This window comes from Arthrobacter sp. Y3222053, assembly GCF_059092805.1.
Genome location: NZ_JBNHIA010000001.1, coordinates 79300 through 93097 on the forward strand (window position 1 = coordinate 79300; position 13798 = coordinate 93097).

Sequence of the window (13798 nt, forward strand, 5' to 3'; positions counted from 1 at the left end):
CAGCAACTTCCCCAGTGTAGCCCATCCCGGCCGCCTTCCCCGCATCGGCCCCTCCGGGCGGCCGGACGGCGCCGCCCTCCGGCCCGCCATCCGGCCGGGCGTCCGGCCCTGCCGCGGCGGAGGGCATCCAGCCTCGCTACCATGGGAGTGATGAGCACTGAACCCTCCCCCGACCGCTCCGGGCCGTTCCCCGGCCCCGACTCCCCGGGCTACCGCACCCAGCCGGTGTCCTTTGTCCGCCGCGGCTCCAGGCTGCAGGGCCGCCGTCAGCAGGCCTGGGATGAGCTGGCCGACCGCTTCGTGATCGACGTCCCCCGGGTCCAGGCAGATACCTCCGTGGATCCCGGCTACGTGTTCGACGCCGAGGCGGCCTTCGGGCGCAAGGCCCCGCTCGTCGTCGAAATCGGTTCAGGCCTAGGCGAAGCCGTGGTCCACGCGGCCGCTGAGGATCCGGACCGGAACTACCTTGCGGTGGAGGTCTACCGCCCCGGCCTGGCGCACACCCTCCAGCGCATCGGCCAGCGCGGGCTCACCAACGTGCGCGTGGTCCAGGCCAATGCCCCCGAGGTGCTCGGCACCATGCTGCCCGCGGCCTCCGTCGAGGAGCTGTGGCTGTTCTTCCCCGACCCCTGGCACAAGACCAAGCACCACAAGCGCCGGCTGGTGAAGCCCGGGTTCGATGAGCTCGCGGCCCGGGTGCTGGTCCCCGGCGGCCTCTGGCGGCTCGCCACGGACTGGTCCGACTACGCGGTGCAGATGCGCGAGGTCCTCGAGGCCTCCGCCGACTTCGCCAACCTGCACGCCGGCGAGCGCGCCGGCGACGACAGCCCGCTGACCCGGGTGCAGGCCGAAGGCCTCGAAGGCCGGGAACCCTCGGACGACGTCGACACCCGCGGCGGGTGGGCGCCCCGCTTCGAGGGCCGGATCCTCACCAGCTTCGAGAACAAGGCCCACCAGGCCGGTCGGCTGATCTTCGACCTGACCTTCCGCCGCCTGTAACCCACACCCTCCGCCACCCCATAGGACTTTTCCCCATGCCTGAACCGAGCGATGCACGCGTCGGCCTCTACATCGACTTCGACAACATCGTCATTTCCCGTTACCAGCAGCTGCACGGCAGGAACGCGTTCCAGCGGGACGGCATCCGCGACTTTGACCGGCACAGCCGCGACGCCGATCCGGACATCGCCGCCCGCCTCACCGCCGCCACCGTGGACTTCAACGCCATCATCGATTTCGCCGCCTCCTTCGGCACGCTGGTGGTCAACCGGGCCTACGCCGATTGGTCGGTGCCGGTCAACGCCAGCTACCAGCGCCAGCTGATGTCCCGGGCAGTGGACCTCACCCAGCTGTTCACCACCACCACGCGCGGCACCAAGAACGGTGCGGATATCCGGCTGGCCGTGGACGTGGTCGAAGACCTCTTCCGACTGCCGGACCTCACCCACGTCATCATCGTCGCCGGTGACTCCGATTACATTGCGCTGGCCCAGAAATCCAAGCGGCTCGGGCGCTTCGTGGTGGGCATCGGCGTCGCCGGCTCCACCAGCACCTCCCTGGCTGCAGCCTGCGACGAGTTCGAGGACTATGACTCGCTGCCCGGCGTCGCGAAGGCGGACGCCGCTCCGCCGGCGGCTGCCGGCAAGCCGGCGACGACGGCGGCCCCCGACGCTGCCCAGGGCGCAGACAAGGCCCGGCAGCTGACTGCGGTACCCATGTTCTCGCACATGGGCAATGCGGTCTTCGAAGACCCGGAGCCGGTCGAGGACATCGATCCGCAGACCCTGGCCACCGAACTGCTCATGCGGGCGCTGAAGATCGCCCACGCCAAGGGCGACGCCGACGAATGGCTTAACACCGGCACGGTGAAGAACCAGATGCGCCGCATGGATCCCTCCTTCAATGAAAAGCCGCTCGGGTTCCGCTCCTTCACCGACTTCCTCACCTCCCACGGCGACCTCGTGGAGCTGAACGACGACGGCCCGCAGCGGCTGATCCGTCTGCGGCCGGAGGCCGCGGACCCGGCCCGCAGCTAGGCGGCCGCCGGGAGGCTTCGGCTGCCGATTCTTCACCCGAAGATGACGCATCCTCTTGCGCCGCCGAACTTTGCAGTGCAAACTACTTTGCATGAGCGAAGAACTGGCCGGCGGACTATCCGCCCGCACATCCGTCCCGGGTTCGTCACAGCGCGCCGCAGCCGAAGGTGGGAACGGCACCGAGACACTCGATCTCCGCGCCGCCCTGGCCGTGGTCGAGGACGCGGAGCGTTCAGCCCGCCGACAGCTCAGCGGCAACACCGCCTTCGTCTACCTCCTCTGGGGACTGACCTGGGTGGTCGGCTACGGTGCGCTGCTGGCGAGCAAACAGCAGTGGCTGCCCCTGGCGCCGGAAACCGCGCTGCTGGTCCTCGGCGTCGCACTGGGTGCGGCCAGCATCAGCACCGTGGCCGTGTTCGCCCGGGGCGGCCGAGGCATCCGCGGCCGGTCCGCCATCCAGGGCGGGCTGTACGGAGCCGCCTGGGCCCTCGGCTTTACCGTGATGGGCGCCCTGAGCGGGGTCATCACGAGCGCCATTGAGGACTTCTGGCTCCGCGGGCTGCTGATCAACTCGATCTCCGTGCTGATCGTCGGCCTGCTCTACATCACCGGCGGCACCACGTTCAACGATCCGGCCCAGTCGTTCCTGGGCATCTGGCTGCTGGTGGTCACCGTAATCGGCCTGGTCACCGGGCCGGACCATTTCCTCTCCGTGTTCCTCCTGCTGGGCGCCACCGGCCTGCTGGCAGGCGCCGTCATCGAGCACCTGCGCACGCGGCGCCGCCGGAGCGGGGCGTTCCGTGCCTGAGCTCGATCCCGTCATCCACGCCGAGTCCAGGCTGCGCACGCTGACCATGCTGAACGAAGTCGGCGAGAACAACCGGGTGGCGTTCACCAAGCTGCAGAAGATGCTCGGCATGACGGCCGGCAACCTCTCCACGCACCTGCGCAAGCTGGAAACCGCCGGTTACGTCGAGGTCGCCAAGACCATCGAAGGCCGCACCCCGGCCACCTACGTGGGCATCACGCCGGAGGGCCGTGCCGCGTACGCCCGGTACCGCAAAAACCTGCAGGACCTGTTGTCCGGTCTCACCTGAGCCCGCCGTCCCGCGCCCTTCCGGCGCCCGTCATCCCCAGGAGCACCCATCCATGAGCATCAACAGACCAGACCCCGATCCCCCGGAGATCCTCGCCCGGGCCCGTGGCGTCCACAAGTCCTTCGGCGCCGTGGCGGCGCTCTCCGGCGTCGACTTCCGGATCGGCGCCGGAGAGACCGTGGGCCTGCTGGGCCCGAACGGGGCCGGGAAGTCCACTCTGCTGAGCCTGCTGACCGGGCTGCGCCAGCCGGACCGAGGAACGGTGGAGCTCTTCGGGCAGGATCCCCGGTCTCCGCAGGCCCGCCGGGCGCTGGGCACGACGCCGCAGGCCACCTCGGTGCCCGCAACGCTGCGGGTGCGCGAGACCGTGGACTTCGTGGCGGCCCACTATCCCGACCCCGTTCCGACGGCGGAGCTGCTGGAGCGGTTCGGCCTCGCCGCGGCCGCCGGAAAGCAGTGCGGCGGCCTGTCGGGCGGGCAGCAGCGGCGCCTGCTCGTGGCCCTGGCCCTCGTGGGCCGGCCCCGCCTGGTGGTCCTGGACGAACCGACCACCGGGCTGGACGTCGAGGCCCGGGAAAACCTGTGGGAGCAGCTCGCCGCCTACCGGGCCGGTGGCGGAACCCTGCTGATCACCAGCCACTATCTGGACGAAATCCAGACCCTCGCGGGGCGGGTGGTCGTCGTCAACGACGGCGCGGTCATCGCCGATGGCAACGTGGACGAGATCCGCAGCCGGGTCAGCGTCAGCCGCGTGTCCTTCCATACCTCCCTGCCCGCCGAGGCCTTCCGGACCTGGCCCGGCACCGCCTCCGTGAACGTCACGGCCTCCGGCGCCACCACCATCGTCAGCCACGACGCCGACGAAACGGTGCGGATGCTGGTCGGCAGGGGCGCCGACTTCCGCGGCCTGGAGGTCCATGCCGCCAGCCTGGAGGAGGCCTTCGTAGCCCTCACCCATTCCATCTCCGGCCGGGAAGCCCCACCGGCACCGGATGCCGGCACCCCGGCAGGACCCTCAGCGGAAAGGCACGTCGGATGAGCACCTCCCCCTCAGTGCGGAGCAACAGCACCCAGCTGCGTCTGGTCCGCGTCCACACCCGGGCGCAGGTACTGGAGCAGTTGAGGATTCCCGTGGCCGTGCTCTCCTCCACCGTCTTCCCCACCCTGGCGCTGGTGTTCTTTGTGCTGCCGCAGACGGCCGTGACCTCCAATCCGGTCGCCTCGCTGATGTCGATCGCCCAGCTGGCGGTGTTCGGCGTGATGAGCGCCTTCCTGTTCAACTACGGGATCGGAGTGGCGGAGGACCGGGCCAACCCGTGGAGCAGCTATGTGCGCACCCTGCCGGTCGGCGCGCTGCCGCCGACGATCGCGCGGGCGCTCACAGCCATGATGTTCGCCTTCTTTGCCCTCATCCCGGTCCTGGTGGTGGGCGCCGCGACGACGGCGGGCATGGACCTCTACACCGACGGAACCCTGCCCTGGTGGCGGGTGCCCCTGGCGGTGGGAGTCTGGCTGGTCTGCGGGCTGCCGTTCCTGTGCCTCGGCCTGCTGATCGGCTATCTGTGCACCTCAAAGGTGGCCATCGCCGTCACGCAGGTGGTCTTCTTCCCGCTCGCGTTCGCCGGCGGCATGATGCTGCCGCCGGAAATCTTCTCTCCGGGACTGGACACGTTTTCGCGGTTCCTGCCGTCGCGGGCGGCCCGGGACCTGTCCGTGTCCGCCCTCTCCGGGGAACCCTTTGAGCTGACCGCGGTGCTGTGTTTCCTGGCCTGGACGCTGCTGCTGGGTGCCGGTGCGGTCTGGGCCAACCGGCGGGACCAGGGCCGGCGCTTCCGCTGACCGGCGCGCCTGCAGCCGGACAGACGGCGTCCCCGGCGCCCGGCTGCGGGCTCGGCCTCAGAGCGAGGCCGCGTAGCCGTTCGCGTAGTCCCGGGACTGGGGCTTGCCGGCCGGCAGCGCCCGCAGCCGGCTGTGCCGCTGGACGAGCGAGACCAGCCCCAGCGGCTTGAAGGCCGCCGACGCGGGCGGCCGTTGACCGCGGGCCAGGGGCACGACGTCACCGCCCAGCCCTGCGGCGAAGATCCTGCCCAGGTCGGGCTGGCGCTGCTGGGCCTGGTCGAGTTCGGCCGAGAGCTCCTCGACCCGGGCCCGCAGTCCCAGCACCTCTTTTTCCAGCTCCATGATCCGCTTGATCCCCTCGAGGGAGACGCCCTCCTGGGAGAGCCGCTGGACCTGCCGGAGCATCTCGATGTCGCGTTGCGAGTAGCGGCGGGCGCGGCCGGGTGCCCGCGACGGGCTGACGATGCCCATCCGGTCATACTGCCGGAGGGTCTGCGGGTGCATCTCCGCCAGCTCGGCCGCGACCGAGATGACGAAGATCGGCGCGTTCGCGTCGATGGCCACAGGATCCTCCTTTACGACGTCGGCTGTGGGGTGTGATCAGTGATCATAGGTCAAAGCGCCGGTTCCCGGGCGGAAGCCGGTTCCGGACTCACAGGCGTGCCTTGGCCGCCAGGGATGCCCGGGGGTTCTCCCCCGTGGTGGCCCGGGCGAAGGCCTCCACGGCGTCCTTCGCCTCCTTGCTCAGGTTCTGCGGGACCGCGACGTCCACGGTGACCAGCAGGTCGCCGGTGGCCTTGGCGGTCTTCACTCCGCGCCCCTTCACCCGCAGCGTCCGGCCCGACGGCGTGCCCGCCGGCACGCGCAGCCGCACGGTGTCTCCGCTGAGGGTGGGCACCTCGATGGTCGCGCCGAGCGCGGCCTCGGGGAAGCTCACCGGAACGTGGATGCGGATGTCGTTGCCGTCGCGCTTGAAGAAGTCGTGCGGCGTCACGTGGACGGTGACCATCAGGTCGCCCGCGCCGGCGGGACCGGGCTGGCCCTTGCCCCGGACGCGGATGGTCTGGCCGTCCCTGACACCTGCCGGGACACGCACCTCGATGACTTCGCCCGAGGGCTCGCGGAGGCCGATCACCGTGCCGTTGATGGAGCCGGCGAAGGAAATCGTGGTGGTTGCCGTCCGGTCCGCGCCCTTGGTGGGCGGAGCCTGGCCGAACCCGCCCCCGAAGCCTCCGCCGCCGCCGAAGAGGTCGGCGAACTCCGGCGGGATGTTGCTGCCGCCGGTGCTGAAGGTGGTGCGGCGGGAACCTCCGCGCGGCCCGGCGCCCTGGCCGAACAGGCCGCCGAACAGGTCCTCGAACCCGCCGGCTCCCGCTCCTGCGCCCGGTCCGCCGGCACCGCCGGCGCTGAAGCGGGCGCCGCTGCCCATGGCGCGGATGGCGTCGTACTGCTGGCGCTCCTCGGCGTCGGAAAGGACCGAATAGGCCTCGGAGACGTCCTTGAACATGCGTTCCGCGGAGGCGTCGTTCTGGTTCTGGTCCGGGTGGTACTTCCGGGCCAGCTTCCGATATGCCTTTTTGATGTCCGATTCGGAGGCATCCTTGGGGACGCCCAGAATCTTGTAGAAATCCTTGTCGACCCAGTCCTGGCTAGCCAATGGCGTCCCTTTCTCGTTCCAGTCTCCAGTCCGTGCCCGGCGGGGCACGGAAGGCCCGGGGCGCCTGCCGCCCCGGGCCCTGCCGCTACTGCTCCGGTACTGAGACCACAACCTGGGCCGCGCGCAGCACGCGGTCCCCGGCCTTGTAGCCGATCCGCAGGATCTGCGTCACGGTGTCGGACTGCACGTCCGCGCTCTGCTGCTGCATCAGCGCCTCGTGGATGTTCGGATCGAAGTCGACTCCGGTCTCGTCGATCCGGGTCAGCCCGAAGGTGCCCAGCGCGCTTTCCAGCTTCTTGGCGATCGCGGCGAAGGGGCCCTCCGCCAGGTCGCCGTGCTGACGCGCGGCCTCGATGTCGTCCAGGGTCGGCAGCAGTGCGTTGATCACGCCGATCACGGCCATCTCCCGGGCGACGTCACGGTCACGCTCCACCCGCCGGCGGTAGTTCACGTACTCCGCCTGCAGGCGCAGCAGATCGCTGCGCAGCTCCTCGGCCTCCGGGGTTCCGGCTGCCTTGGGCGCGCCAGGAACCTCGGCACTGTTCAGGATCTGCTCCGCCTGCGAGAGGGCGTCACCCTCGGCAGCCGGGCCGGATGCGGAGCTGTCCGCACCGGCCGGCTGCGAAGCCGCGTCATCGGGGGTGCCGCGGGCCTCGTCGGAACCCGGGTCCGGGTTCGCGCCGTTGTCCTGCGCCATGGCTACTTCTTCTCTTCGTCGTCGACGACTTCGGCATCCACGATGTCTTCATCGCCTGCGGACGCGGAATCCGTTCCGGCTCCGGCGCCGCCGGCAGCACCGGCGCCCGGGGCGTCGCCCGAAGCCTGTGCGGAGGCGTAGATCGCTTCGCCGAGCTTGGTCTGCGAGGCCTGCAGCTTGTCGAAGGCGCTCTTGACCTCGTCGTCGTTGTCGGTTCCGGCGAGGGCCGTCTTCAGGGCGTCGACGTCGGCCTTGACCTCGGTCTTGACGTCCTCGGGCAGCTTGTCGTCGTTGTCCGTGAGCAGCTTGTCCACGGAGTAGGCGAGCTGCTCGGCGGAGTTGCGGACGTCGGCGGCCTCGCGGCGCTTCTTGTCCTCGGCTGCGTGCTCCTCGGCTTCGCGGACCATGCGGTCGATGTCCTCCTTGGAGAGCGAGGAACCGCCGGTGATGGTCATGGACTGCTCGGCACCGGTGCCCTTGTCCTTGGCGGAGACGTGCACGATGCCGTTGGCGTCGATGTCGAAGGTGACCTCGATCTGCGGGACGCCGCGCGGAGCCGGGGCGATGCCGGTCAGCTCGAAGGTTCCCAGCGGCTTGTTGTCGCGGGTGAACTCGCGCTCGCCCTGGAAGACCTGGATGGCCACGGACGGCTGGTTGTCGTCGGCGGTGGTGAAGGTCTCGCTGCGCTTGGTGGGGATGGCCGTGTTGCGCTCGATCAGCTTGGTCATCACGCCGCCCTTGGTCTCGATGCCCAGGGACAGGGGGGTGACGTCGATGAGCAGGACGTCCTTGCGCTCGCCCTTCAGCACGCCGGCCTGCAGGGCTGCGCCGACGGCCACGACCTCATCGGGGTTGACGCCCTTGTTCGGTTCCTTGCCGCCGGCCAGCTGCTTGACCAGCTCGGACACGGCGGGCATGCGGGTGGAACCGCCCACGAGGATGATGTGGTCGATGTCGGAGACCTTGATGCCGGCTTCGGAAATGACGTCGTTGAACGGCTTCTTGGTGCGGTCCAGCAGGTCCTTGGTCAGGTCCTGGAACTTGGCGCGGGAGAGGTGCTCGTCCAGGTGCACCGGCCCCTCGGGGGTGACCGAGAGGTACTGCAGGGAGATGTTGGTGGAGGTCGCGGAGGACAGCTCCTTCTTGGCCTGCTCAGCGGCTTCCTTGAGGCGCTGCAGGGCGATCTTGTCCTTGGACAGATCCGCACCCTTGGCCTTGGCCTGGCCCAGCAGGTAGTCAACGATGCGCTGGTCCCAGTCGTCGCCGCCGAGGCGGTTGTCGCCGGCGGTCGCGCGGACCTGGATGGTGGAGAAGTCGTCCTCGTCCTTGCCCACTTCGAGCAGGGACACGTCGAACGTGCCGCCGCCGAGGTCGAAGACCAGGATCAGCTCGTCTTCCTTGCCCTTGTCCAGGCCGTAGGCCAGGGCCGCGGCGGTGGGCTCGTTGACGATGCGCAGCACGTTCATGCCGGCGATCTCGCCGGCTTCCTTGGTGGCCTGGCGCTCGGCGTCGTTGAAGTAGGCCGGAACGGTGATCACCGCGTCGGTGACCTTCTCGCCGAGGTAGGCCTCGGCGTCGTTCTTCAGCTTCATGAGGATGCGGGCCGAGATTTCCTGCGGCGTGTACTTCTTGCCGTCGATCTCCTTGGACCAGTCGGTGCCCATGTGGCGCTTGACGGAGGAGATGGTGCGGTCGATGTTGTTCACGGCCTGGCGCTTGGCGATCTCGCCGACCAGGACCTCGCCCGACTTGGCGAAGGCCACGACCGACGGGGTGGTGCGGCCGCCTTCGGCGTTGGCGATGACGGTGGGCTCGCCGCCTTCGAGGACGGAGACCACGGAGTTGGTGGTGCCGAGGTCGATACCTACTGCACGTGACATATTGCTTCCTCTTTCCTTGGGAAAACGTCGCCTGCCGGCCCGAAGCCCGGCATGTCTTGAGCGTTCTGCACTCAACTTTACCGAAGCGGCGGTGAATGTCAACAAACTTGAGCCGAGTACGCTCAAGTCGGCGCCGGCCTCTTGACGGAGGATGACGTGCCGTTACCGGACCATGGCCGCGGCCGCCGGCCCGGCGTAGGGTCCTGTTCATGCCCCAGGAAACGTACTCACACGGACATCATGAGAGCGTGGTCCGGACGCACGCGGGCCGGACGGCAGAGGATTCCGCCGCCTACCTGCTGCCCCTCCTGTCCCCCGGAATGGACCTGCTCGACGTCGGCTGCGGCCCGGGCAGCATCACGCTGGGCCTGGCCCAGGCCGTGGCTCCGGGCATGGTGACCGGGCTGGACGCCTCGGAGGAGGTCGTGGGCCTGGCGGCCCTGGCCGCAGCGGAACAGGGCGTGGAGAATGCCCGCTTCCGCGCCGGGGACGTCTACGAGCTGCCCTGGCCGGATGCATCGTTCGACGTCGTCCACGCCCACCAGGTGCTGCACCACCTTGCGGACCCGGTGGCGGCGCTGCGGGAGATGAGGCGCGTGACCCGCCCCGGCGGCCTCGTTGCCGTGCGCGAGGCGGATTTCTCCGCCATGTCCTGGTACCCGCAGCTGCCGGAACTGGAGGAGTGGATGGACCTGTACCAGCAGATCGCCCGCGGCAACGGCGCCGAGCCCGACGGCGGCCGGAGGCTGCTGGGCTGGGCACTGGCCGCCGGCTTCACCGACGTCGACCCCTCCGCCTCGAACTGGCTGTACGCCACCCCGCAGCGACGCCGGGAGCACGGCGGGTCCTGGGCCGAGCGGGTGCTGCACTCCGCGTTCGCCGAACAGGCGCTGGAGCGGAACCTGGCCGACCGGCCGGCGCTGGAGCGGATCAGCGCCGGGTGGCGCAGCTGGGCGGAGGACCCGGCGGGCTGGTTCCTGATGCCTTCGGCCGAGATCCTCGCCCGGGCCTGATCCCCTGCGCCTCACCTCCTGTGCCCTGCTCCCCCTGTACCGGGGCACATCCCTCGCTAGGCTGGAGGAATGTACCGCATCGAGGTGGTCTGCACCGGCAATGTCTGCCGCTCCCCCATATCCGAGCTGGTCCTGCAGCGCGCCTTCGGCGACGCCGGACTGGCGGACCGCGTGGTGATCACCTCGGCCGGCCTGGCCGCCTGGGATCCGGATGTACCCATGGATCCGCGCAGTTCCGCCGTGCTGCTGCGCAACGGCTTCTCCGAGGAGCAGGTCTCCGGGTTTGTCGCCCGTCCGTTCCGGCAGGAGCGGATTCCCGGGCTCGATCTCCTGCTGGCGCTGGACCGCGGCCACGAGGACCGGCTGCTCGCCTGGGCGCCGCCGGAACACCGCCACCGGGTCCGGCTGCTGCGCTCCTTCGACCCCGCCGTTTCCGGCCTGCCCCATGAGGAGCTGGACGTCCCCGATCCCTGGTTCGGCGAGGACATGGACTTCGACGCCGCCTACGCCCTGATCGAGGCGGCTGCCCCGGGAGTGGTCGCCGCCGTGCGCGAAGAGCTGCGGGCGTGAGCCGGATCCGCCCGGTGCTGGTGGCGGTCGACGGGTTCTCCGGGGCGGGCAAGTCGACCCTGGCCGATGAGCTGATGCGCACCCTCGCGGAACGCGGAGTTCCCGCCGCCCTGTTCCGGCTCGAGGACATCTACCCGGGCTGGGACGGCCTCGCGGCCGGAATGGACTGCTACCGCCGCCAGGTGCTCGAGCCCCTCGCCGCGGGCCGGCCCGCCCGCTGGCGCGCCTGGGACTGGGAGGCCGGCTGCTGGGGTGCCGAACGGACCACTGAACCGGCCGGCGTCGTGCTCTGCGAGGGGGTGGGCGCCTTCCACGCCGCCGCCCGTCCGCTGCTGGACGCGGGCATCTGGCTGCAGGCACCTGCCGGGCTGCGCCGCCGTCGGGCCCTGGCCCGGGACGGCGGGACCTACGCGCCGCACTGGGAGCGCTGGGCCGCGCAGGAACGCGCGTGGGCCGCCTCGGACGACGCGGCGGCGGCTGCGGACCTGGTGCTCGACGGCGGTGCGCCCGGCAACGCCGCGGCGGTCCTGGCCCTGCTGTCCGGCCCCGGGACCGCACTGACCCCGGAGGCTACTGCAGGGTGGCGGTAAGCCGGGCCACGTTGTCCACGTAGCGTTCCAGCAGGGGCCGGTTCCGCCAGTCCTCCAGGTGCAGTTCCCGCGAGAGGTTCCGGTAGGTGTCCTCCACCCGGCGCATCTGTTCGACGATCCCGCCGCCGAACATCATCAGCGACACCTCCAGGTTCAGCGAGAACGAGCGCATGTCCATGTTGGAGGAGCCCAGCACCGCCACCTCGTCGTCCACGGTGAAGTGCTTGGCATGCAGGACCAGCGGCTTCGGGTACTGGTAGATCCGGATCCCGGCCTCCAGCAGCACCTCGTAGTAGGAGCGCTGCGCATGGTCCACCAGGAACTGGTCGCCCTTCTCGGACACGAACAGCTCCACCTGCACCCCGCGCTGGGCCGCAGTGGTGATCGCGTACAGCAGCGAGTCGTCCGGCACGAAGTAGGGGCTGGTGATGGAGATCCGCTCCGAGGCCGAATAGATCAGCGACGTGAACAGGCGCAGGTTGTTCTCGGTGGTGAACCCGGGCCCGCTGGGCACCACCTGGCAGGTGACCCCGCCGGGCTCGGACTCCCATTCGTACAGGCTGAGTTCCCGCTCCAGGTTCTCGTCGGTCTCGGCGTTCCAGTCCGTGGCGAACACGACGTTCAGCTCATCGACCACCGGGCCTTCGAGCCGGGCCATCAGCTCCACCCAGCGGCGCCCGATCCGATGGTTCGCGCGCTTGCGGTAGCCCGGTTCGATGAGGTTCTGCGACCCGGTGAACCCGATCCTGCCGTCCACCACCATCAGCTTGCGGTGGTTGCGCAGGTCCGGGCGGCGCCAGTTGCCGCGGGACGGCTGGATGGGCAGCATCCGGTGCCACTGGATCTCGGAGGCCTTGAGCTGACGCAGCAGCTGCCGGTACCCGTGGATGCGCAGGGTGGCGATGTGGTCGAAGAGCAGCCGCACCGTGACTCCGCGGGCGGCGGCCTCGGTGAGCGCGGTGAAGAACTCCCGCGTCTCGTCGTCGTAGCTCATGATGTAGAACTCGACATGCACATGCTTGTCCGCGGCACGGACGGCGGCGGTCATGTCCCTGATGCTCTGCCGGTAGTCGCGCTGCAGGGTGACCCGGTTGCCGTCCAGGGTGGGCAGCGAGCCGAGCCGCCGGTTCAGTTCCGCGGCGGAGAGGACCCATTCCGGGCCGGCGTAGCTGCTGCCTTCGGCCTCGAGCTCGCGGGTGTTCTCACGCACCGCCCGGTTGATCGCGGCCTGCCGCCGCACCCGGGATTCGTTGAGCCGGTTGTTGCCGAACAGGGCGAAGATGATGATGCCCGGAATGGGCAGGAAGAAGATCGCCAGCAGCCAAGCCATCGCCGTCGTCGGCCGGCGGTTGCCCGGCACCACGCCCAGCGCCACGATCCGGATGCCGAAATCGATGATCGTCAGAATCGTCGCGATCCACCCGGGGGGGCTAATCGTCCACCACACAGCTTGCTCCCTCCGGCACCTGCCTCTGATCAAGACTAGTGGACGCACCGGGCCGTCCCGCGCCGCGGGCCGGGCGATAGGGTGGGGTCATGACCACTCTGGTGTTCCTCGATCCGGCGTTTGAGGACGGCCGCCCGGCGGACGCCGCCGAACCGCAGCTGCTGGCCACCGACCTCGGGGTGACCCGCGGCGACGGCGTCTTCGAGTCGGTGCTCGCGGTGGGCGGCCGGCCCCGCAAGCTGCCGGCCCACCTGGCCCGGCTGGCGGGCTCGGCCGCCGCCCTCCAGATCGAGGCCCCGCCCGCTGTGGCCTGGGAACGGGCGATCGCCACCGCGCTCGCCCGGCAGGTCCGCGCCGACGGCGACGGCCCCGCCGTCGTGCGCCTGTTCCTGACCCGCGGGCCGGAGGGCGCCGGCAGCCCGACCGCCTGGGTCTCCGCGGCGCCGATGCCGGCCGCCACGCTGGCGCAGCGGGAGCACGGGGTGAAGGTCCTGCTGCTGGACCGCGGCTATGACAGCCTGGACGCGCCCCGGCAGCCCTGGCTGCTGCTGGGCGCCAAGACCCTCTCCTATGCGGTGAACATGGCGGCGATCCGGCATGCGAAGGCCAACGGTGCCGACGACGTCATCTTTACCTCCTCTGACGGCCGGGTACTGGAAGGCGCCACCTCCACCGTGCTGCTGGCCATGGAGCAGGACGGGGTGCGGACCCTGCTCACCCCCGAGCTGGAAAGCGGAATTCTGGCCGGCACCACGCAGGCCGCGATCTTCGACGCCGCCGGGAAGGCCGGCTGGGCCCTGGGCTACGGGCCGTTGGAGCCGTCGCACCTGCTGGAGGCCGACGCCGTGTGGCTGGCTTCCAGCATCCGCCTGCTGGCGCCGGTCACGCACATCGACGGCGAGCCGATCCGCACCTCGCAGCGGCTCACCAATGAACTGTCGGCGCTGGTCGAGGACATCCTCTAGCCGCCCG

General features: G+C 70.1%; 14 protein-coding genes and 1 pseudogene. 10 read left to right on the forward strand and 5 right to left on the reverse strand.

The features are described from left to right. The first annotated feature begins 150 nt into the window (after positions 1-150). From trmB to AC5RUW_RS00375, 6 genes are all read left to right on the forward strand, one after another. Positions 151-999 carry a tRNA (guanosine(46)-N7)-methyltransferase TrmB gene (trmB, locus tag AC5RUW_RS00350; protein ID WP_494158849.1) on the forward strand — a complete coding sequence of 283 codons (849 nt, stop codon included), beginning with the start codon at positions 151-153 and terminating at the stop codon, positions 997-999. Between the two features lie 35 nt (positions 1000-1034). Continuing rightward, entirely contained in the window at positions 1035-2036 is a 1002-nt protein-coding gene (locus tag AC5RUW_RS00355) for an NYN domain-containing protein (protein ID WP_494158850.1), read from the forward strand. Between the two features lie 91 nt (positions 2037-2127). Then, positions 2128-2844 carry a hypothetical protein gene (locus tag AC5RUW_RS00360; protein WP_494158851.1) on the forward strand — a complete coding sequence of 239 codons (717 nt, stop codon included), beginning with the start codon at positions 2128-2130 and terminating at the stop codon, positions 2842-2844. Continuing rightward, positions 2837-3133: a transcriptional regulator gene (locus tag AC5RUW_RS00365; protein WP_494158852.1), complete on the forward strand. Its 297-nt coding sequence runs from the start codon at positions 2837-2839 to the stop codon at positions 3131-3133. Before AC5RUW_RS00360 ends, AC5RUW_RS00365 begins: the two co-directional genes overlap by 8 nt. Positions 3134-3185: 52 nt before the next feature. Beyond that, on the forward strand, positions 3186-4172 hold the full coding sequence (locus tag AC5RUW_RS00370) for an ABC transporter ATP-binding protein (RefSeq protein WP_494158853.1): 987 nt from the start codon (positions 3186-3188) through the stop codon (positions 4170-4172). After that, positions 4169-4972: an ABC transporter permease gene (locus tag AC5RUW_RS00375; RefSeq protein WP_494158854.1), complete on the forward strand. Its 804-nt coding sequence runs from the start codon at positions 4169-4171 to the stop codon at positions 4970-4972. The genes AC5RUW_RS00370 and AC5RUW_RS00375 overlap by 4 nt, the downstream gene beginning before the upstream one ends. A gap of 180 nt (positions 4973-5152) precedes the next feature. Here the strand turns inward: AC5RUW_RS00375 and AC5RUW_RS00380 are convergent. The 4 genes and pseudogenes from AC5RUW_RS00380 to dnaK all read right to left on the reverse strand — a co-directional run. Continuing rightward, positions 5153-5536, reverse strand: a pseudogene (locus AC5RUW_RS00380) (heat shock protein transcriptional repressor HspR); the annotation flags it as partial. Between the two features lie 88 nt (positions 5537-5624). Then, complete coding sequence (locus AC5RUW_RS00385) at positions 5625-6629, reverse strand: DnaJ C-terminal domain-containing protein (RefSeq protein ID WP_494005853.1); 1005 nt, start codon at positions 6627-6629, stop codon at positions 5625-5627. A gap of 85 nt (positions 6630-6714) precedes the next feature. Further along, positions 6715-7326 carry a nucleotide exchange factor GrpE gene (locus tag AC5RUW_RS00390; protein ID WP_494158855.1) on the reverse strand — a complete coding sequence of 204 codons (612 nt, stop codon included), beginning with the start codon at positions 7324-7326 and terminating at the stop codon, positions 6715-6717. A 2-nt stretch (positions 7327-7328) separates the two neighbouring features. After that, positions 7329-9206 carry a molecular chaperone DnaK gene (gene dnaK, locus AC5RUW_RS00395; protein WP_494158856.1) on the reverse strand — a complete coding sequence of 626 codons (1878 nt, stop codon included), beginning with the start codon at positions 9204-9206 and terminating at the stop codon, positions 7329-7331. Between the two features lie 209 nt (positions 9207-9415). Between dnaK and AC5RUW_RS00400 the strand changes: the two genes are divergently transcribed. The 3 genes from AC5RUW_RS00400 to AC5RUW_RS00410 all read left to right on the forward strand — a co-directional run bounded on the left by AC5RUW_RS00400 (position 9416) and on the right by AC5RUW_RS00410 (position 11379). Then, entirely contained in the window at positions 9416-10219 is an 804-nt protein-coding gene (locus tag AC5RUW_RS00400) for a class I SAM-dependent methyltransferase (RefSeq protein ID WP_494158857.1), read from the forward strand. 69 nt (positions 10220-10288) lie between these two features. Further along, the gene (locus AC5RUW_RS00405; protein ID WP_494158858.1) at positions 10289-10789 is read left to right on the forward strand and encodes a low molecular weight protein-tyrosine-phosphatase; all 501 of its coding nucleotides are present in this window, start codon (positions 10289-10291) and stop codon (positions 10787-10789) included. Then, positions 10786-11379 (forward strand): nucleoside/nucleotide kinase family protein, encoded by a 594-nt coding sequence (locus AC5RUW_RS00410; protein WP_494158859.1) that lies wholly within the window; start codon positions 10786-10788, stop codon positions 11377-11379. The genes AC5RUW_RS00405 and AC5RUW_RS00410 overlap by 4 nt, the downstream gene beginning before the upstream one ends. Here the strand turns inward: AC5RUW_RS00410 and cls are convergent. Next, positions 11360-12826, reverse strand: a complete 1467-nt coding sequence (cls, locus tag AC5RUW_RS00415; protein WP_494158860.1) for a cardiolipin synthase — start codon at positions 12824-12826, stop codon at positions 11360-11362. The genes AC5RUW_RS00410 and cls overlap by 20 nt on opposite strands. An 89-nt stretch (positions 12827-12915) precedes the next feature. On the opposite strand from cls, the gene AC5RUW_RS00420 reads away from it, so the two are divergent. Further along, positions 12916-13791 carry an aminodeoxychorismate lyase gene (locus AC5RUW_RS00420; RefSeq protein ID WP_494158861.1) on the forward strand — a complete coding sequence of 292 codons (876 nt, stop codon included), beginning with the start codon at positions 12916-12918 and terminating at the stop codon, positions 13789-13791. Positions 13792-13798: the final 7 nt, after the last annotated feature.